Source organism: Nocardioides lijunqiniae (assembly GCF_015024225.1).
Lineage (GTDB): Bacteria > Actinomycetota > Actinomycetes > Propionibacteriales > Nocardioidaceae > Nocardioides > Nocardioides lijunqiniae.
In genome coordinates this window covers 36,166-53,107 of sequence record NZ_JACJGM010000031.1, presented here as the reverse complement: position 1 = coordinate 53,107, position 16,942 = coordinate 36,166, and the positions used below count along the sequence as shown (strand labels likewise).

The window sequence follows — 16,942 nt, the reverse complement described above, 5'->3', positions numbered from 1 at the left end:
TGCGGCATGAGCTGATGCTCGCTACTCCCGACGTAGCGGCAGGGTCGGATCCCCTAACCACCTGAGAAAGCGTTGCTCGTCGGCCTGAACAAGCGGGAGCGTGATGTGGTCCCGCCAGAGGACGGTGCCGTGACCGCAAACCCGCGTGCCCTCGTACATCGGCAGTGCCGCGCCCGGTTCAACCTCACGCTTTGAGCGCGTCGGCCCTGACGCGATCACGTGGGTCTAGTGTGGAGGGGATGTTGGTTGGGTTCGAGGCCGGGTCGCTGCGAACGCTATCGCGGCTAGTCCGAGCAGTTCCACTGATCCACCATCTCGGGGAACAAAGTCACGATCACGGCGTGGGTGCGCTCACCTGGGCCGACCCGATCACGGGAGAAAGCGAAGACCAGTGCCCCGTTCTGGTCAAGCGGAGTCATGCTCGGCAGACCCCAGTTGGGTCGGTAGACCCACGTCTTGTCGGCGAGGTTGAGCAACGGCGCGGACCTGCCACCTTCCGCCGTAGGCGTGAGATGAAGGTCAATGCCGAAGGCGATCGCGGGGTACGAATCCACGTGCCGAAGGTACCGGCCCCCGGCCGCTCATCGGCAGATCGTGCGTTCGGAGTGCGGTGAACTGGCACGTTCGGGTCCGCACGGATCACGGCAGATCAGGTCACTCTCGTCCATGCAGGCGAGAGACCACTTCGCGCTTCACTGGCTGCGCCTCGGCCCAGAGCTCGTCTTCGCTGAGTTTCCATTCGTCAGGTAACGACTTCTCGGGCAGGCGGCGCAACCGTGCACACGGTCGCGGGCGCCCCTCAAGGTGCTCGATCACCGCCAGCAGGACGCACGAGTCATGACCCCGCGGGCCGCCGGGCCAGAGCCGCCCGGCTCCTCCGCTGAGACTGAGGTCTCCGGCCCGTTGGCCGACATCTGCGCATTGGCTCGGACTCATCACGGCTGCGCGCCTCGCCAGGTCTGGCTCGCCAAATCTCCATAGCTCGCGGGCGTAGGAGATGGCCGGCATGGTGATCACGAAGTTGCCCATAGTCGTAAGTCTGCTGGCTAGGGCACGCCCTGTCATCGGCAGATCCGCGCGCATCGCGGCAGAAGAGTGCGTCTTCGAGCGCGTACGGTTGCGGCGTGGAAGACGGTCTGCCCGCGCTTCGTGCGCTCGTGTTCAGCGACAGTGACCTCGCAGAGGTCTGCACCATCGTGCTCACAGTGCTGGCCCACGGAGAGCCCCTCGTGGAGACCCTTAACTTCAATGAACTGGACGTGACCGTTGACCGGCCCCAGCGCTTGGTCACGTTCCAAGGCATTCTGTCGGTAAACGACGAAACAATGGAACTCTCGGAAGAGCGGTTCGTCGAGTTGTCCAGCACTATCGCTCAACCCTTAACCGGGGAGGCGCTGGCTCAGTGGCAGCAGCGCAGCGCACGACACGTCTGGCCGATGCCGCCCGCCTCCGGGTGACGCGCACCCTCATCGGCATGACAGGAGGCGGATCGCGGCATGATCGGGCGGATTCGTCTGAGGAGGCCACACCGGATACGCGAGTAGCGTTCGTCACGTGATGAACCACGACGAGATGCTGAGGCTCTGGGGCCCGTGGGTCACGAGAACTCCGGCAGACGTTGCCGAACTCCTCACAGGATTCGGGCCGGTCTGGTGGATTGCTGGGGGCTGGGCCATTGAAGCGTTCACAGGGGCGAAGCGCGACCACTCCGATGTCGACCCGAGTATCTGCCGCTCGGACATCGCACCCCTGTACCGGCACCTATCGGGTCGCAAGGACGTCTGGATCGCCGACTCCGGTACGTTTCGGGCGCTTCTCGATGCTGATGACCCAGTGCCTCGTACCTGCGAGAACCTGTGGTTGAGGGCTGGAGGCGCAGAGCCGTGGGAGTACGACGTCAGCTTGATGGACGCCACGTCGGAGTCGTGGACCTTCAAGCGGGACCCTCGGATCACGCTGCCCCTCCACGACATCCTGTGGACGAAGGAAGGCATCCGCTACCTGAGGCCCGAGGTTCAGTTGCTACACAAGGCCCGTGGCTTGCGGCCACAGGATCAACTCGACTTTGACGCCTCTGCGCCACTCCTGGACACCGCCTCGGTTCGCTGGCTGCGATGGGCGCTCGATGTTGCCCATCCCGGCCACCCGTGGATCAACAGCCTGTAGCAACCCACCCGACTCTCGGCATGAGCGGACGTTCACCGCGCCCGAAGGCGGCGAATAGACGCATGTCCGGCTCGATCCGAGCCGCGCGAGGCCGGGGGAGTGGTTGGCGGTTAGTCAGGAAGTCCTAGTGTGCGCGCGCTTACACCTGGCGAGGCGGTGATCGCCGTGGCAAAGTCCGAAGCATGGCGAAGCGACTGGTGTACAAGCGCAAGGATGGCAAGTGGGCCTGGAACCTAAAGGTGAACGGTCGGATCGTGGCGACGGATGGTGGGCAGGGGTATGAGAATCAGTCGGATGCCAGGGGGATGGCGGATCGGATCATCAGTGGCGAGTTCGCCGAGGCCGAGAAGGTGAAGCGAGAGAACGAGTCTGACGGGACGTGAGGGTCCATGGGTGACGCGCACAGGAGTCCGGAAACTCAGGCCAGACAACGCTTCGTTGACGCGCTGCCCATAGCCGAGGCCTGGGTCCGGGCAGGGGGTGAGTTCATCACCCCTGTCGTGGGAAGTCAGTTGGACGAGGACGTGGAGCTGGAGAACTGGCGGGCATGGCACCTAGCTCACTTCAGCTTGAGTAGCGGGACGCACCACTTGCTCGCGGCTGTGAGGTACCTGCTCGAGTTCGGTCCGGCAGCGCTGCCAATTCATTCGTTGATGCGGACTGCGCTGTGGGGTGGGGCGCAGGGGCTCTGGGTGCTTCACCCCGTGGAACCGGGGGAGCGGGCGGCTCGTGCCGCCCAGGTGCTTGGCTATTCAGTCACGAACCACAGGAAGTGGCTCGACACATTCTCCGACGTAGACCCGGAGGGGAGCGAGGCACGAGCCGCCCTGAGAGCGCGCCTCGTTGGGCTCTCGCAAGAGTTGGGCAGCCAAGGTCCGAACCAGCACCAGGTCGTTAGGTGGGCCGGCGAGCATGTGTTTGGAGACCAGCCTGGGGCTGTCGCCGAGGTCGAGCAGGGTTGGCGCGAGCTGGGCGCTGTGGCGCACGCAGTCCCATGGGAACTCTCTCGACGCCCTGGCCAGGTGGTTGCGGGGGACGAGCGAGTGAGTGTGAGAGCGGTGCGAGGCTCTAGCGCGGAGCTCGAGGGAGTCTTGTCGCACGTGCTTGGAATTCTCGAGGCGGGATGGGGAGTGTTTGAGGAGCGCGCATCCACGGCCGCCGTAGATCCGACCTGACATAACGAAAGTTCTCGGCGGTGCGCGGCCCCGCAGACGCGTACATGCCCGGTCGGCGGACCCTGCGTCAGGTGGAGGGTGCGCTAGTTGGGCTGTGATCTCCCATGAGGTCAAGCTGGAGCCAAGCGCGGTTAGGTATATCCACAGACTCGTGCCCAGAGTTCAGCGGGGCGTCGAGTTGGACATCAACAGGGGCTAGCCCGAAGGGTTCCATGACCGAGGGTGAAGCAACGAACGCCTGAAGAACGGCCAAGAGCGACAAATCAACGGCCGAAAGCGGACGGATGATCATGAACTCATCGAGTTCCTCGACCCGGGCCATGTACTCGTCACCCGGGCGGCCGCGGGCGGGGTCGAAGTGGACTCCTCCGAGCTTGTTGGCGACGTACTTCAGCACCTGTGCCCGCGTCACGGCCGTGCCTCGGACTACTAGGCACGGGGACTTCAGAAACATCGGGAGTGGGAGTGACGACACAGACATAGGTGTCGGCATCGGCGCCACCGAGGGGCCCGTTGCGAAGGGTCCGAGGAGCCGCTGCTCGATGCGGCACCCGGCAGCCACGACCAACTCAACCCCGCGCAAGTCTGTGAGGTCGACCAACTGCGAGAGGGGATAGATATCCAGGGTCGGTTGGCCGCTGGCTCCCGCCTGCCTACGGGCCTGCTGCAAGACGCCGTCGAGTGCCAGCCGCCTAAGGACGGGCGAGGCGCGGCGCAGTTCGTCGCGATCGCGCGTACCGCCGGCGAAAGTCTTCGCAAGCCAGGCGAGGTCACTTCGCACAACGTCGGTTGCGTTCATGTTCCCCAGGCTAGGACTCTGTCGTGAAGACTGCCCGCCGGTTTGCTCAGGTGAGGCCATGAGTGGGCCACTGTTGACCGACGTAGGAGAGGCGGGATGCGGGCAAGCTGAAAGGCCTGAGTAACCGCGCAAGGTCTGCCCCAACGCCACACACGCCGATTCGACGCGGTTCGCGACGCTCCACGAAGCCGGGTTAACGATTTTCAACCTCTTATGTGGTAGGTTTTCGTTAAGGGCGCGCGTGCGTCCCGCAACTCGAGAGGCGAGTTCGATGACCGAGGTTGCTCTGCAGGACGAGGCTGTCGCACGCTTGCTGCAGCTTGGACTTACCACCGAGATGCTTCAGCGCACACTGCTGCGCGCCGACGCGGAGACCAAGATGGTGACGGGCCTCGAACCGCCCACTTCCGAGGGTTCCACCCGATACTTCAAGACGGTCCGGTACCTCCGCGAGGAGGTCGTTCCGTTGGAGTGGGGGTACGACAACTCCAAGAACTTCTGCCGGACCGTCCACCCCTCAGGTGAATTTTCGATTGTCACCAGCTCCGGCGACGAGCACACCGGTGTGTACACCGAAGGCCGCAGCCCCACGACCAAGTACCCGAAGGGCGACGTGACCGCCATGGCGGTCCAGGTCAACGCCGGGCAGTTCGTTCTCGACCTGGGGGAGGACTACGATATCGCCGAACCGCAGGGCCCCATTGAGTCGATCTGGTTCCTGATGCAGCGCGTCACCGCTGACACCATCTTCGCGGAGCTGTCACTCCCGACGAAGATCGAGGGCGGGCTGATCCAGGAGTGGGAAGAGCGGATCATCCTGGACCCGATCGACCGGAACGACCCGCTGCCCACAGGCGACGTCCAGGACCCGCCCGACGCTGGCGCCGGCGACTACTCCGTCGAGGTCAGTGCCCGCTAGCAGCGCCGCTCGAAAGCCCCGACAACCAAAGAGAGCCTTCCCCCAATGCTCAACCCCTCTCGACTAGCGGCGGCCAGACGACGACGTGGATGGACTCTGACGGCACTCGCCACAGAAACCGGCATCAGCCGCGTCAGTCTGTCCTCGTACGAGAACGGGCGCCAAGACCCGACACCTGCAACGATTGCGTTGCTTGCCGAGACGCTCGGAGTTGCTGAACGATTCCTCACAGGAAGGGACCTCGACGAGATCCCGATCGATGCGGTCAGCTTCCGCGCCCTGAGCAAAATGACCGCCCGCACGCGAGACCGTGGGCTTAGCTCAGGTCGCCTAGCAATACTGATTGATGAATGGATCGACCAGCGCTTCAACCGTCCAGCTCCAGACGTTCCGACTCTGACGGGGCGGTCTCCCGAGACCGCCGCCCAGGAGCTTCGAGCGCGATGGGGGCTAGGAGAGGCCCCGATCGGGAACCTGGTGCATCTCCTAGAGGCTCACGGCGTGCGGATCTACTCCCTGACCGACGACAACAAGGACCTCGACGCCTACTGCCTAAAATGGCACAACCAGCCCTTCATCTTCCTCAGCCAAACGAAGTCGGCCGAGCGCAGTCGCTTCAACGCCGCGCACGAGCTTGGGCACCTGGTGTTGCACGCCGAGGACCAGGCGCCGCACGGACAGGACGCGGAGCAGGAAGCAAACCAGTTCGCGGCAGCGTTCCTGATGCCTCGAGCCGGGGTGCTCGCGCAGGGCTTGTCCAACGCATCAGTGACTCGCATCCTCGTTGCGAAGAAGCGGTGGAACGTCGCTGCGATGGCGATGGCGCATCGGGCGAATGAGCTCGGCCTGATGACGGAATGGGCGTACCGGTCGCTCTGCGTTGATCTCTCGCGCCGAGGTTACCGACGAAGCGAGCCGCACGGGATTCCGCACGAATCTTCTCAGCTGCTTACCAAAGTGCTGCAGCAGCTGCGCGCCGACAGACGCGGCCTGGCGACCATTGCGGAAGACCTAGGCCTAGAAGTGAAAGAGGTTCAGGACTACATGCTGGGTCTGACACCAACGGCCGTCGACGGCGGTGGATCGGCTGGCGCTAGTGGACCACGTGGGAACCTGCGGGTCGTCACCTAGAAGGCCGCTCGCTGACCACGGGGGAGTGCGTCGACTGGCTGGCCCGACAGTTGCGTTGCTGCAGGGCACCAGAGGTTTCTAAGCGATTGCTGGAGGACTAAGGGCGTTGAGTTAAGACGGTGGTGACGTCCTCTAGCGCGCGTACCCACGTGCCCGTTGCTGCGGATCGGATATCGACGAGGTCCAGCATCTTGGACAGGTCGTCGGCCAGTGGTCGAGTGAAGATTGGCTCGTGGTGCGCCATGCGATTGCGGACCAAACGAATCGACTCCAGGTCGTTGTATACCCGTCCTCGCAGTTGAGCCGGGGTGATCGCAGCTGGGGCGTGCGGGAAAAGAGAGACGATGTGCGGACCCCACAGGCGCACGTCATGGCGCTGCGTGAACATCTTCTGCCAGAACACGAACTTCAGTTCTGCGATGACCTTCCCCGTCGTCGAGTAACGCTGGCGTGCCGACGCCAGGTCGCGCCGGGGTTTGTAGGTGTTGTGGTGCGGGTTCGGCAGGCTCTGTTCGAACGTGGGGTCCCACGGCCAGTTGGGACCGTAGGCGGCACTCAGGGCATCGGCGACGACGTTACGAGCGGCAACTTCGGCGAAGTGCGCAGGCAGCATCAGAGCGGAGGAGATGCGAGCGTTCCAGGCGTACAACTCCAGGGCCCTCGTGGCGTCACCCGCCTCTGCGTTGAGGTACGTCTGGAAGCGAGCAGCGGAGATCGTCCCGATAACTGGCTGCGCGGCGGGCGGCGTTGCGACTGGCACCCGCGAACGCTACAGTAGGTGCATCACGAGTCGTGGGACTTGCGGGCTTCGGCCTCCCCCCGCGGACAAAAGAACTGAGAAGGGGCCTACCGCGAGGTGGGCCCCTTCGTTCGTTTCGGGCGGTTGGCAGGCGGTGCGATTGGAGCAAGCTGACCTGCGTGTTGCGATCACAAGGCTAATGCTCATGCTTCCGGCAGCGGGCGTCGTCCACGCGGTTCCGTGAGAGCTCGGCCGCGAGCCGTCCGAAGGCCGTGGACGCCATCTACGCCGGTGCAGCTCGTCGGCACGGGGGCGAAGACCGAACTTCAAGGGGGCTGGGCTGGCGGGTGCTCGAAGCCCGCGCGCCCACCTTTGACGACGAGTTGATGGATGCGGTCGAGCTCGAGCTGGCGCTGGCTGACGCGGAGTGGCGCACCATGAATGTTCTTAGCTCGACGGCGAAGACGGGGCCAAGCGTTCTGGAAGTTCACTCCGCGCAGCAACCTTGGCGTGGCCGGCTTCCCGCACGAGGACGAGCCGGGCCCCGGCAGAGCGCCAGGTCGCCCCGCGCAAGAGGATCCTTAAGGGCCGAGTAAAAGCCACATCCCCTGAGCGGCTACTTGACATAAGGTAAGTTATCGGCACTTCGCGCGGGTCGAGCAGAGCTACGGTCGTCCCGCGAACCTCACGGGTCGGCGCCGGTGCGGCCCACCGACAAAGTCACCATTCGATCGTTGGCTCGACTATGTCTTCTGCGGCAGCCTGGAACCGGCGCCCGTTGTCTTCGACAACCAAGGTCCCCGCCTCGCCACGGCTGATGTAGTCGACGCGTAGGCGAAGTGAGCAGATGCTCTTCGCCGGCGCCCTGAGCGTGACAAGGAATCGATCAGCTTCAGACCCCGAGACCTGCCGGGGAAACGTCCATATGCCAGCTTCATCGCCCGTTGGCACGACCTCTGGGACTCCATCAGCCGTTTCGGCGTTGGCAGACAGCTCGATCTGGACGGGGAGCTCGTCGAATGCGCCGCCACCTGCAATTCTGGCGCCGGTCCAGTCGCCGGCCGCTCGTTCACAGGTGACGTCGTGCGCAGAGATACCTCGGATGATCACGGGTGTGTCCACGAGGCCGTATGTATCGAAGAGGTACGAGGGGTCGACGGGTGCGCCGCCGACTCCTCGAGCTGCGCGGGTGAGTTGCGACCTGCCTGGCTCCGGGGCCTTTGGGAGGGCGGATGTCGAGTCTGTTGGAACGATGACCCAATCGTCCTGTGCGCCGCCGGCGTCGACGGCGAGCGGCCCTTCGTCGGTGGCCGCACGCGTTGCGGTGTCTAGAACGCGGCCGATGCCCCACTGGCCCACGGCACCCGCGGCAAAGACCGCGAGTCCACAGACGAACACGGTCCAAGTCCGCAACTGGAGACGATGTCTTGCCACAACCGCATCATCGCGGACCAGCGAGCTATTGCATGGCCTTTGTGGAACTCAGCCGTTAGGTACCGTTAGGAGACGACCTCCTTTGGGCGTGATCGGAGCGCGAATCGCGGCACATGAGTGCGTTCAGCCATGTGCCTCGGACGGCAACCGAATCGGCGGTCGTGCACTGCTCGGACGTGAACGGTGCCAACGCGCACTGGACCGTCGGCAGCAGCTCGTCCTCCAGGCCCCCGGGCGTGGGTGGTAAGGCACGGCGCGGCGCGGCTGAAGTTGGGCCGCTCGTGAGGCAGGCTCTCGAGTCATGGCTCAGACCCTGCGAACTCATCGACTGGATCCGGACAAGTGGGCTCAGGTGGTGGAGGTCCCCGCTGACTACGTAGTGCGGGACGCCTTCGGAACGCCCACGGGTCACGTGCTGCTGGTGGTCGAGGTCGATGACAGGGACCCTGTCTCGGCCGAGAACGGCCTCGTCGCCTACCAACTCCATGACGGAGACCTCCTGCCGCCGGGCGGGGGGTTCCTTCGGACGGTGTACTTCGCAGGGCAGGAACGGACGGAGCACGTCTTGGTGGCTCGGGTCAACGAGCACACGATGCGAGACGTCAACCGCCTGCGGACATGATCTTCGGCCGGTCGGGGGTGTGATGCGCACGGACGAGATCGGCCCTGTGGGACCTATGCGGGAGCCATCGCTGAACCCGAGCGATGCCGATTGGTGGTGGCAGTACGGCTTGGACGGCTTTGGTGGCGCGCTGCTCGGCGGCCTGCTGGCAGGCGCCGTCACGTGGTGGGCGGTGCGACGCACCATCCAGCACGAGCGGGAGCTCAACGCACAGGGGCAGGATGATTCACGCATGCTGGAACTACGTGAGCTTGCTACTCGTGCGATGGCAGCTGCCACCAGTGCTGCGTTAGTTCGCGAAGACGAGGACGAGGGCGTTCTCATCGACAAGATGGCTGAGCTCGTAGTCGCCGCCATCTTGGTTGAACCACGAGCGTCAGAACTCGCCCCGATGCTTGAAACCGACCTCGTTTCGTTTCGCAACGCGCTTGAGTCGATACCAGAGCCCCGCAGCACCAATTTCAGACTCGGCGCAGGACGTCTTACCGGGGCGCTGAGGCAATGGCTCCGCGACCCTGCGGCATACGAGAAGACTGCTCCGCTGGATTGGTCCTCGGGTCCTATCAAGGACCCCCCGGCCGCTCACGACTGAACGGGTCAGGGATGCCGCCCTCGTTGCAGGCGACCTCCTTGGCGTCTAGAAGCGGCCGACTACTCCGGCAGGTCGAAGCCCGCCAAGAGTTCGTCCAGCGCCTTGCCGTCCGGCAGCGAGGCCAGGAGCTCGTCCAGCTCCTTACTGCCCGGCGGGGCCGCCAGGAGAGCATCCAGCTGGTCGGTCTGGTCGATGCCCGCCAACAGGGCTTCGGGCGCGTCAACTTCCCCGGTCACCAGCACTGCGCCCAGGCTCTCGTCCTCGTCGGCGTCGCCCCCAAGCTCCACAGCGGTCTCCTCGTCGCTCAGTCGCTTGATCTGCACGACGATGTCGAGCTTGAGGCTGCGGACGACCTCCTTGTCAACCAGGAACTCGAAGAACTTCCCGCTCGTGCGGTAGAAGTCCGCCTCGATGATGCGGTCGAGGCCGGGACGGTGGCCGTGCCCGCTTGGTCCAGCCCGCCGAGAACTTGAAGTCGACCGGACCCCTACCCATATTGGGCTCGTTGCTGATGTCGACGTTGGCGGCCTTGCACTGCTGCACCCACCTCGCGCCCGCCACCGCCGGGACGATCTTCTCCTCGCGGTTCCGGGTAAGGGTCTCGTTCCACAGCACCTTCCACAGGTCGGTGTCCTCGACCGCAGCGCGGAACTCCTCGGCCAGGGTCTTCACCCATGCCAGGAATTCATCCTCGCTCTGCGGCTGGCCCACGGCTGCAGGGTTGGCGACGGCGGCTTCGCGACCGGCCTCGGCCCAGCCGACGAGGAGCTTCGGGTCCTCCACCACGTCGTACGGCTGGAGGTCGGTGTCCTCCAGTGCGTCAAGATAGTTGAGCGCGATGTCGGGCCGAGCTCGGGCAACAGCGCGCCCTGCGGCCTTGCGCTGGCCCTGGTTCAGGCTGTTCTGCAGCTCGTAGTTCAAGTCGTCCCGCAGCACGTCGGCCTCGTTGCCCTCAGCCCAAGACAGAAGCCGTCGGCCGTGACACGGGGGGTGTCCTTCAAGAACCGCTCGGGCACCAAGAGGACCCCACCCTTGGTGACCGGGCTGCGCGGGAGGTCGATTCGGAGGTCGTTCCACCGGACGTTGGTGGTCCAGGACGCGTGCTTGACGACCACGCTCTCGGTCGGGATCGCGTGGCGCTCGACCACCTCCTGCGTGTAGTCAATGAACGCGCCCTTCACGATGTTGCAGAAGGAGTCGCTGATCCGGTCGACGCCCATCCCGTCGCAGAACAGCGCGAACGCCTCGACGTACTTGACGGTGCTGATCTAGTGGGTGTGCAGAATGTCGAGGGCTTCCGCCATCCGGCGTGCGAAGTCGGCGCCTGTACCCGATCCTGCCCGGTGACCCATCGACAACCCGAGAGCGAACTCCTTCGGCTCGGGGAAGGTCAGCATCCGCTCGGCTTTGCGCCAGGGGGCCGAGCGCCTTACTCCGCCAGACTCGATTACGTAGCTCATAGCGAGCTCGAAGAACTCGGTCAGCTTGGTATGGGTTTCGGCCCAGAAGGGATCGGTGTCGTCAAACACCAGGAAGGGGTCAACATATAGCAGGGTGTCGGCGGTGCACTCCTGGTCGAACCAGTCGTCGTCGTCGTGGCGTGTCACGCCGAACTCGTCCGTGAACCGCATTACTGTCCCCCGCAGTTGCCTAGTCGGTGTGGGGCGTTTGTCCCCACGCTGGGACCTCCAGGCGACCACGGGCCCACCCCGGTCCACGGACGACACGCCGGTCCGGTTGGCGCAAGCGTCAGCAAATATGCGCTAGTAGCCAGCAGTCACTTCCGCCTCAGCTGTCTCAAGAACGCCGAAACGCTGGCCCCGCGGAGAGTGGCCCCCGCGCGTGTTGAGCGCGACGTAGGTAGCGCCATGCTCGACGCGCGCACGGTGGGCGATGGTGCGGGCTCCGACGGGCTCGTCGAACTGCTCGCGGACCTCGTAGGCCTGAGCGGCGGCGAGAACATCGCGCACCCCGCTGAACCAAAACGGGGGAACGCGCGAACCGGCAGAGGCTCATCGCGCGTGAGTCGTCTACGACTAGTTCCGCTATGTTCTCTACATGGCACAACGAGTGATCACCCAGTTGATTGACGACATCGATGGCAAGGAGATAACTGCGGGGAAAGGTGAGACGGTCTCCTTCGCCCTAGATGGCGCGTCGTACGAGATTGATCTAAGCACTAAGAACGCGGATGCTTTCCGAGCCCTCTTGCAGGACCACATCTCCGTAGCACGCAAAGTGGGACGCAAGACCGGAACCACCGGTAAGCGATCGCAGTCCGGTACGAGCCCAGCCGAGATCCGCGACTGGGCTCGCTCTAACGGTTTCGAGGTTCCCGACCGGGGCCGGATCCCCGCCGAAGTGCGCGAATCTTTCGAATCGAAGCGCTGACCGTCGCGTCTCCAACGCGGAAATGAAGGTCGAGCCGTCCTCCGCCAGCACGCGTGATGGCTGAGTAGACTGTGCGTCACCGGTCCGTGCAACCGTGCCGAATCTCGGCAGAGCCATGGCCGCAGACCAGGGCGAGGGCCGTCAATCTCGGCTTGAGGATCTGCACACTTGCGGCAAAGCGGCTGAGCGTGTCAAGCGCCTGGCTCGACTCCACAGTACTGAACTCGCGCCGACCACTAGCTAATCGACTGCTGCGGTCTCATCCTCGTCGGATCTACCAATGGCAGAGAATTCACCGAGTTCCGTGTCTTCCCAACCGAGCCAACCTGCGCCTCGCGAGAAGAAACGTCGAAGACTGAGCATCCAGAACGGCGAAATGCCCACATCGGCCGCTTCGCGAACAAGCTCTGGCCGAGGCTGAACCAATCGCTGCTTCTTCGGATCTTTACCATCCTTCAGCCACCAGTCCGGCTTCTGCTCTTCACTGACTAGAATCAACCCACCGAGGTGCCCTCTGCCGGCCGAGCCCCAATACTCTAGGGTTTCACGCCAAAGAAGGTAGTCGCCATATCTATCGGGCACTGGCTTCTTGGCATCCTCATATCCGGGAGGGATTTTGTCGTCTATTCGACGCTGCGCCTCTTTGCGCAGCGCGTCATCCACAGTTGGCTTCGGACCCACGCGCCCGTTGAAAAGCCGAGTCACAACGTCGAGCACACCGTCCGTTCGATAAGGCTCGCGAATGTCAGCAGGATGGCGTTCCTCGAATTGATCTGCCAGCTATCGCTCAAGCGCTAAGAGCCGATCGTTGATCTCAGTTCTGATCTCGGACTGACTCAGGACAGGATGCGATCGAACAGAGTCGACGATCTGCTTGCGCAGAGTTGCGATGCGGCCGCGAGTCTCCTCATACGCCTCTAACTGTTCCCGGACTACCTCAAGTCGATTCTTGTGAAACTCGAACGCCGTCTGATGCGGAATCCAGATTCGATCGCTCAAGGCTTCGAGTAAGTCGATGACTAGCGAGCGATCCGACTCGCTCAGTCGATAGAGCGTAAGGAGCGAGTTTGTATCGAAAACTATGATCGCGTCGACTAGTAGACCGGCCCGCTGCTCGTCCTCCAGCTGATACCACTCGGGCAGAACGTCCTTCATCTAGTGACCCGCCCGCGGCCAGGTTCGAAGGGCGATTGCGGCTGCCGAATCCACCTCGCGGCTACCGCTTCGCCATGACGGAAATTCCATTGGGGCCAGGCGCCGGCAGGCGACGTACCGCCCTACTGACCGCTCTCGAGGTCGTGAGTCCGGTTCAGGTGTCGCTCTGCGACCAGCGGATCAGTTGCACCTCGTCCCCTGAGACCAATATCCAGTCCGCCGAGTCGTCGAACATGCCAGCCTCTGGATCCAGCGATCCATGCATGGTGCCGTTGGCAGTCGTGAAGGTGATGTTCTCGGCGATCAGGTAGCCGTACCGCTGGTGATCGCCGCCGTATAGCCCATCGATCCCCTTCGGGTAGCTGACGAACTTTTCGACGTTGTACTGCGGATCGAGCAGATGGACGAAGGCCTTCTCGGCGTCGGCAACGACTCGCTTCCTGTACTCAGCCCAGGCGTCGTCAGAGGTGTCAGTTGGCCCACCCTCCGGCCCCATCGTTCGGAAGATCGTCGGCTCGACGCGGAATGGGAACAAGATGAGCTCGTCGGTCACTCGCGCACCTGAGCGGCGGGGCCACTCGCCAGAGAGGATCTTCTGGCGCGCGTGGTGCGCCCGCTCGAACAGCCGATTGAACGTGTCGGCCTTCTTCGCGATGCCGACATACAGCAGCTCGTAGGTCGCGAAGTCGCGGTGTTGATCTAGCCTACTGAGCCCGGCGACGCCGCGCCCCTTGTCGTGGAGGAGCTTCTCGGTCGTGAACCACTCGAAGGGCTCTACGCCACCGTCCTCTACCGCCGCCTGCTCCCCCGGCCAAAACCGTAAGAACTTCGGACCGATGTCGGCCGTGAACGTCTCTGGCATGTGACCGAGCGTCGATGTGGCAAGGGCCTCGATGTCGATAGCCACGTGGTCGGCGATTGGCTGACCGTCAGTCGTCTCGCCCGAGACAGGCACGGTCCAGACGTCACCGTTCGTCTCGATGTTTTCGACGTCGAAGTGCACTTCGGACCTCATCGCCAAGGCGTAGAAGTCGCTCGTGCGAAGCAACGCCTCAACCTGGGGGTCGTCCTTGACGCCGTCAGCCTCGTAGCTAGACACCGGCGGATATACCAAGTGCAGGGTGCTCAGCATCACGTTCATCTCAGACACTTCGTCGATCCCCTCTGCGACCTGATTGGATGTTCCGTGCCGGCAGTTCCATACGCTGGATCATTCGCCTGGCCGAATGCGCTCTTGGGCCAGTCGGTCGACGACCTGCGTCGGTAGGCAGCCGTTCTCTGCCAGCGTCTCTTGCACGTGGCGCCGAAGGACGTGGACGGCCTCGTGCTTCGCGGCGCTGGCCAGCAAGTCCGCCCAGACCGCCTCAACATCGCCGGCGATCTGACTCACTACGTCCGTCGATGCCAAGTAGACGTTCGGGTTCGCGACAGGCGCGTGCTCGGGGGAGACGGTCAGGCGATCCGAAACGATGATCGTCGGGCTACCGGCGGGCGCATGGTCCACGCCCTGATCCGTCGCGAGCTGGTCGAGCTGCGTGTTGGCCTGCCGGATGTCCTTCAGTGGCAATAGGCCGTCGGAGTGCTCCTCCGACTTGGCCTCGACCGTCATCCAGATCGCAGAGTCCCAGCGCCAGGCTGAGTCACAGCGTCCCTGACCGGCGGGCTTGGCCGCCTCCGCGCCGAGGAAACGCCCGAGAGTGGTCAGTGCACCCTCGTAGGGCGTGGCCTCTTCCTGGCCAAGCGCATCGCGCATTTCCGCGAGCCTCTCCTTGACCTTGTTTGGCTTCAGGTTCCCGGTGAGTCGGGCGACGATATTGTTGATTGCCACCGCGTCGGCGGCCGCGAGGGGCACTTCCTCCGCATCAGGCAGTTCCTTCATCTCCTTCAGCCACGTGCCCCGCGTCGACGCCCTCGCGGCGGTGCGAACGAGTTCCCGGGCATGGGCGCGGTGCGCCTCACCCTCGGCGCCAAGGCTGAGCCAGACGCCGGCCAGGTACAGCAGCAGCCCGCGGTACCCCCGGGTGGCGTCGCCACCCTGGCCCACCGCCCGAGCAGCGTCCTCGAGTTTTTGGCTGGCGGCGATCCAGTCGTCGTTGAAAGCCAGTTCCCATGCCTCGACCTCCAGCTCAGCGGACTCGCCGAGCGCGGCGGCACCGGGCGCCGCAACCTTCACGGCCTCCTCGCGGAACTCAGCAACGAGGGGCTCACCGCCCTCGCGCCACTCGACATCGTGGTCGAGGAAGGTCCGGACATTGGCCAAGATGTCGGCGGCTTCGTGACCCTTGCTGTTGTCCCAGCCGAACTGAACCTCGGCCTGCAGCTCCGGCTCAAGCGCCGTCTGGTTCTCGACGCGCGAGAAGTACCGAGTGATGTCTGACCCGATGACGACCACCACTGCGTAGTCGTTCGGTCCGCGCGTCGCGCGACCAGCGCCTTGCACGATTCTCGTTCGCAGGCGCTCGGCATTCGCTGCGCTGGCCTCGGCCCGCTCGGACAGAAACTTCTCCTGCAGGCTGACGGCGTCCGGCTTTCCACCGAGTACGACGATCCGGCAGTCGTCGCCAGGCAAATCCATGCCGTCGTACCGGTTTGCGAGGCCCAGGACTCCCGTCGGCGATTTGGCGAACGTCGCGAGGCCTTGCTCTACGACTTCCCTGCCGAACGCGGGAACTCCGTCGCCGGCGAGCTGGCGCGCCGCGGACTCGGCATTCGCGGTCGTGGTCTGACTGAGCACGAGCGCCTTGTGCGTGATGCCGACGATGCTCTTGGTGAGGCCGACCGCATCGCCGCCCTTGACGAGGTCCGGGAAGACGAAGAGGCGCCGCCCCGACCGAGGTGGAGTCTTGCTGGGCAGAGGCATGCGGGTGATCTCGGTGCGGCCGAAGGCTCGCTCGAGCTCACCGCCGGATCCGAGAGTCGCCGAGAGGTACACCCGTTGGCCGGCCCGAGCAAACACCCGATTCTCGAACGTGGGCGGGATCATCGGGCGGATCTGGATACCGCCGTAGGAGAGATAGACGCAGCAGGACGCGAGGCCACCGCGGATCATGGCCAACTGGAACCTGAAGGAGTCACCGAGCCCCGACAGGGCCGTGTCGAGTTGGGAGAGCGCGCCCTGATCGACCGCAGGCAGGATTAGGCGTACCTGATGGTGTGCCCCGGGGTCCGGCGCACCCTCGAGCCTCTGAATCTGGAGACCAGACAGGAACGGTCGCAGGGCGCTCAACACCGTCAGGTAGGCGGCCCCTGCCTCGTGACGGCGAATCGTGATGCCGTAGTGCTCACCGACGAACTGCTCGCCGGCGTGGGCGTCGTCGAGCACGATCAGGCGCGGCTCGGGCAGCTTCGGGTGGCTGTTAAAGATCGAGCTGTACGTCGTGATCGCGATCGCCTCACCGCCCTCGACGTCGGTCTCGTCGGTCGGGCTCCAGCTGTGGTGGCTCCCGACGAGCAGCCGGGCGGGCACTCCCTCGTTCTTGGCCGTGGTGAACACCTGGTCGGCCAGCTGCCGCGTCGGCGCCGCATAGAGCACCGGCCCCTCGGCCTTGCGACGCACCCACTCGGCGATGAGCAACCCCGGCATCGTCTTGCCAGTGCCAGTCGGCAACTCAAGCGCCAGGTCAGAGGTGTCCTGATGCTCCTCGGCGTAGGCTCGGAGCACGTCGCCCTGATGGATCCACAGACCGCTCACCGCATCGGCCGTCCTTGGCAGCGACCCCCGGAGGTACATCTCCTCCGGCGTGTCGAACTGCTGCTGGACCTTCTTGGTCTTGCCGTGAAAACCCATGGATCAGTTCCCCGTCCGTCGTTCGGTCGAAT

At 64.3% G+C, this 16,942-nt stretch carries 19 protein-coding genes and 2 pseudogenes; 10 read left to right on the top strand and 11 right to left on the bottom strand.

Annotation, left to right across the window (positions count from 1 at the left end; translation table 11 throughout):
• Positions 1 to 284: 284 nt before the first annotated feature.
• A complete protein-coding gene (locus IRQ30_RS17785; RefSeq protein ID WP_193614313.1) occupies positions 285 to 554 on the bottom strand; it encodes a hypothetical protein in 270 nt (89 codons plus the stop codon).
• 570 nt (positions 555 to 1,124) lie between these two features.
• On the opposite strand from IRQ30_RS17785, the gene IRQ30_RS17780 reads away from it, so the two are divergent.
• The 4 genes from IRQ30_RS17780 to IRQ30_RS17765 all read left to right on the top strand — a co-directional run bounded on the left by IRQ30_RS17780 (position 1,125) and on the right by IRQ30_RS17765 (position 3,341).
• Complete coding sequence (locus tag IRQ30_RS17780; protein WP_193614312.1) at positions 1,125 to 1,457, top strand: hypothetical protein; 333 nt, start codon at positions 1,125 to 1,127, stop codon at positions 1,455 to 1,457.
• A gap of 100 nt (positions 1,458 to 1,557) precedes the next feature.
• The gene (locus IRQ30_RS17775) at positions 1,558 to 2,166 is read left to right on the top strand and encodes a hypothetical protein (RefSeq protein WP_227467775.1); all 609 of its coding nucleotides are present in this window, start codon (positions 1,558 to 1,560) and stop codon (positions 2,164 to 2,166) included.
• A gap of 182 nt (positions 2,167 to 2,348) precedes the next feature.
• Positions 2,349 to 2,549, top strand: coding sequence for a DUF1508 domain-containing protein (locus IRQ30_RS17770; RefSeq protein ID WP_193614311.1), 201 nt, complete (start codon positions 2,349 to 2,351; stop codon positions 2,547 to 2,549).
• A gap of 6 nt (positions 2,550 to 2,555) precedes the next feature.
• Positions 2,556 to 3,341, top strand: a complete 786-nt coding sequence (locus tag IRQ30_RS17765) for a hypothetical protein (RefSeq protein ID WP_193614310.1) — start codon at positions 2,556 to 2,558, stop codon at positions 3,339 to 3,341.
• Positions 3,342 to 3,408: 67 nt separating this feature from the next.
• On the opposite strand, the gene IRQ30_RS17760 is transcribed toward IRQ30_RS17765, so the two are convergent.
• Positions 3,409 to 4,140 carry a hypothetical protein gene (locus tag IRQ30_RS17760; protein ID WP_193614309.1) on the bottom strand — a complete coding sequence of 244 codons (732 nt, stop codon included), beginning with the start codon at positions 4,138 to 4,140 and terminating at the stop codon, positions 3,409 to 3,411.
• A 271-nt stretch (positions 4,141 to 4,411) separates the two neighbouring features.
• On the opposite strand from IRQ30_RS17760, the gene IRQ30_RS17755 reads away from it, so the two are divergent.
• The 3 genes and pseudogenes from IRQ30_RS17755 (at position 4,412) to IRQ30_RS17750 (ending at position 6,190) form a co-directional block, all read left to right on the top strand.
• Positions 4,412 to 5,059 (top strand): hypothetical protein, encoded by a 648-nt coding sequence (locus IRQ30_RS17755; protein WP_193614308.1) that lies wholly within the window; start codon positions 4,412 to 4,414, stop codon positions 5,057 to 5,059.
• Positions 5,060 to 5,104: 45 nt separating this feature from the next.
• Positions 5,105 to 5,269 (top strand): annotated as a pseudogene (locus IRQ30_RS24400) (helix-turn-helix domain-containing protein); the annotation flags it as partial.
• Between the two features lie 291 nt (positions 5,270 to 5,560).
• Positions 5,561 to 6,190, top strand: a complete 630-nt coding sequence (locus tag IRQ30_RS17750) for an ImmA/IrrE family metallo-endopeptidase (RefSeq protein WP_338089774.1) — start codon at positions 5,561 to 5,563, stop codon at positions 6,188 to 6,190.
• A 97-nt stretch (positions 6,191 to 6,287) separates the two neighbouring features.
• Here IRQ30_RS17750 and IRQ30_RS17745 read toward each other — a convergent pair whose 3' ends face one another.
• Together IRQ30_RS17745 and IRQ30_RS17740 are read right to left on the bottom strand one after the other, a co-directional pair.
• A complete protein-coding gene (locus IRQ30_RS17745) occupies positions 6,288 to 6,950 on the bottom strand; it encodes a hypothetical protein (RefSeq protein WP_227467773.1) in 663 nt (220 codons plus the stop codon).
• A gap of 699 nt (positions 6,951 to 7,649) precedes the next feature.
• A complete protein-coding gene (locus IRQ30_RS17740) occupies positions 7,650 to 8,342 on the bottom strand; it encodes a hypothetical protein (protein WP_193614306.1) in 693 nt (230 codons plus the stop codon).
• A gap of 322 nt (positions 8,343 to 8,664) precedes the next feature.
• On the opposite strand from IRQ30_RS17740, the gene IRQ30_RS17735 reads away from it, so the two are divergent.
• Positions 8,665 to 8,985, top strand: coding sequence for a hypothetical protein (locus IRQ30_RS17735; protein WP_193614305.1), 321 nt, complete (start codon positions 8,665 to 8,667; stop codon positions 8,983 to 8,985).
• A gap of 22 nt (positions 8,986 to 9,007) precedes the next feature.
• The gene (locus tag IRQ30_RS17730; protein ID WP_193614304.1) at positions 9,008 to 9,577 is read left to right on the top strand and encodes a glutathione S-transferase family protein; all 570 of its coding nucleotides are present in this window, start codon (positions 9,008 to 9,010) and stop codon (positions 9,575 to 9,577) included.
• A 59-nt stretch (positions 9,578 to 9,636) separates the two neighbouring features.
• Here IRQ30_RS17730 and IRQ30_RS17725 read toward each other — a convergent pair whose 3' ends face one another.
• The 4 genes from IRQ30_RS17725 to IRQ30_RS17710 are packed head-to-tail and all read right to left on the bottom strand — an operon-like array spanning position 9,637 to position 11,184.
• Complete coding sequence (locus tag IRQ30_RS17725) at positions 9,637 to 9,900, bottom strand: hypothetical protein (protein ID WP_193614303.1); 264 nt, start codon at positions 9,898 to 9,900, stop codon at positions 9,637 to 9,639.
• Between the two features lie 37 nt (positions 9,901 to 9,937).
• Positions 9,938 to 10,513 (bottom strand): hypothetical protein, encoded by a 576-nt coding sequence (locus IRQ30_RS17720; RefSeq protein WP_193614302.1) that lies wholly within the window; start codon positions 10,511 to 10,513, stop codon positions 9,938 to 9,940.
• Positions 10,495 to 10,797: a hypothetical protein gene (locus tag IRQ30_RS17715; protein ID WP_193614301.1), complete on the bottom strand. Its 303-nt coding sequence runs from the start codon at positions 10,795 to 10,797 to the stop codon at positions 10,495 to 10,497. The genes IRQ30_RS17720 and IRQ30_RS17715 overlap by 19 nt, the downstream gene beginning before the upstream one ends.
• A 48-nt stretch (positions 10,798 to 10,845) precedes the next feature.
• Entirely contained in the window at positions 10,846 to 11,184 is a 339-nt protein-coding gene (locus IRQ30_RS17710; protein WP_193614300.1) for a hypothetical protein, read from the bottom strand.
• Positions 11,185 to 11,635: 451 nt separating this feature from the next.
• Here IRQ30_RS17710 and IRQ30_RS17705 point away from each other — a divergent pair, with 451 nt between their 5' ends.
• Positions 11,636 to 11,968 carry a histone-like nucleoid-structuring protein Lsr2 gene (locus IRQ30_RS17705; RefSeq protein ID WP_193614299.1) on the top strand — a complete coding sequence of 111 codons (333 nt, stop codon included), beginning with the start codon at positions 11,636 to 11,638 and terminating at the stop codon, positions 11,966 to 11,968.
• Positions 11,969 to 12,208: 240 nt separating this feature from the next.
• Here the strand turns inward: IRQ30_RS17705 and IRQ30_RS23535 are convergent.
• From IRQ30_RS23535 to IRQ30_RS17685, 3 genes and pseudogenes are all read right to left on the bottom strand, one after another.
• Positions 12,209 to 13,123, bottom strand: a pseudogene (locus IRQ30_RS23535) (PIN-like domain-containing protein).
• Between the two features lie 154 nt (positions 13,124 to 13,277).
• Positions 13,278 to 14,273 carry a hypothetical protein gene (locus IRQ30_RS17690; RefSeq protein WP_193614297.1) on the bottom strand — a complete coding sequence of 332 codons (996 nt, stop codon included), beginning with the start codon at positions 14,271 to 14,273 and terminating at the stop codon, positions 13,278 to 13,280.
• Between the two features lie 60 nt (positions 14,274 to 14,333).
• Positions 14,334 to 16,910, bottom strand: a complete 2,577-nt coding sequence (locus IRQ30_RS17685) for a DEAD/DEAH box helicase (protein ID WP_193614296.1) — start codon at positions 16,908 to 16,910, stop codon at positions 14,334 to 14,336.
• Positions 16,911 to 16,942: the final 32 nt, after the last annotated feature.

Excerpts from the sequence above, each read along its gene's own strand:
- IRQ30_RS17705 (WP_193614299.1), top strand. The coding sequence starts at position 11,636 with ATGGCACAACGAGTGATCACCCAGTTGATTGACGACATCGATGGCAAG.
- IRQ30_RS17715 (WP_193614301.1), bottom strand. The coding sequence starts at position 10,797 with ATGGGCGTCGACCGGATCAGCGACTCCTTCTGCAACATCGTGAAGGGC.
- IRQ30_RS17730 (WP_193614304.1), top strand. The coding sequence starts at position 9,008 with ATGCGCACGGACGAGATCGGCCCTGTGGGACCTATGCGGGAGCCATCG.
- IRQ30_RS17760 (WP_193614309.1), bottom strand. The coding sequence starts at position 4,140 with ATGAACGCAACCGACGTTGTGCGAAGTGACCTCGCCTGGCTTGCGAAG.
- IRQ30_RS17770 (WP_193614311.1), top strand. The coding sequence starts at position 2,349 with ATGGCGAAGCGACTGGTGTACAAGCGCAAGGATGGCAAGTGGGCCTGG.
- IRQ30_RS17685 (WP_193614296.1), bottom strand. The coding sequence starts at position 16,910 with ATGGGTTTTCACGGCAAGACCAAGAAGGTCCAGCAGCAGTTCGACACG.
- IRQ30_RS17775 (WP_227467775.1), top strand. The coding sequence starts at position 1,558 with ATGAACCACGACGAGATGCTGAGGCTCTGGGGCCCGTGGGTCACGAGA.
- IRQ30_RS17765 (WP_193614310.1), top strand. The coding sequence starts at position 2,556 with ATGGGTGACGCGCACAGGAGTCCGGAAACTCAGGCCAGACAACGCTTC.
- IRQ30_RS17755 (WP_193614308.1), top strand. The coding sequence starts at position 4,412 with ATGACCGAGGTTGCTCTGCAGGACGAGGCTGTCGCACGCTTGCTGCAG.
- IRQ30_RS17735 (WP_193614305.1), top strand. The coding sequence starts at position 8,665 with ATGGCTCAGACCCTGCGAACTCATCGACTGGATCCGGACAAGTGGGCT.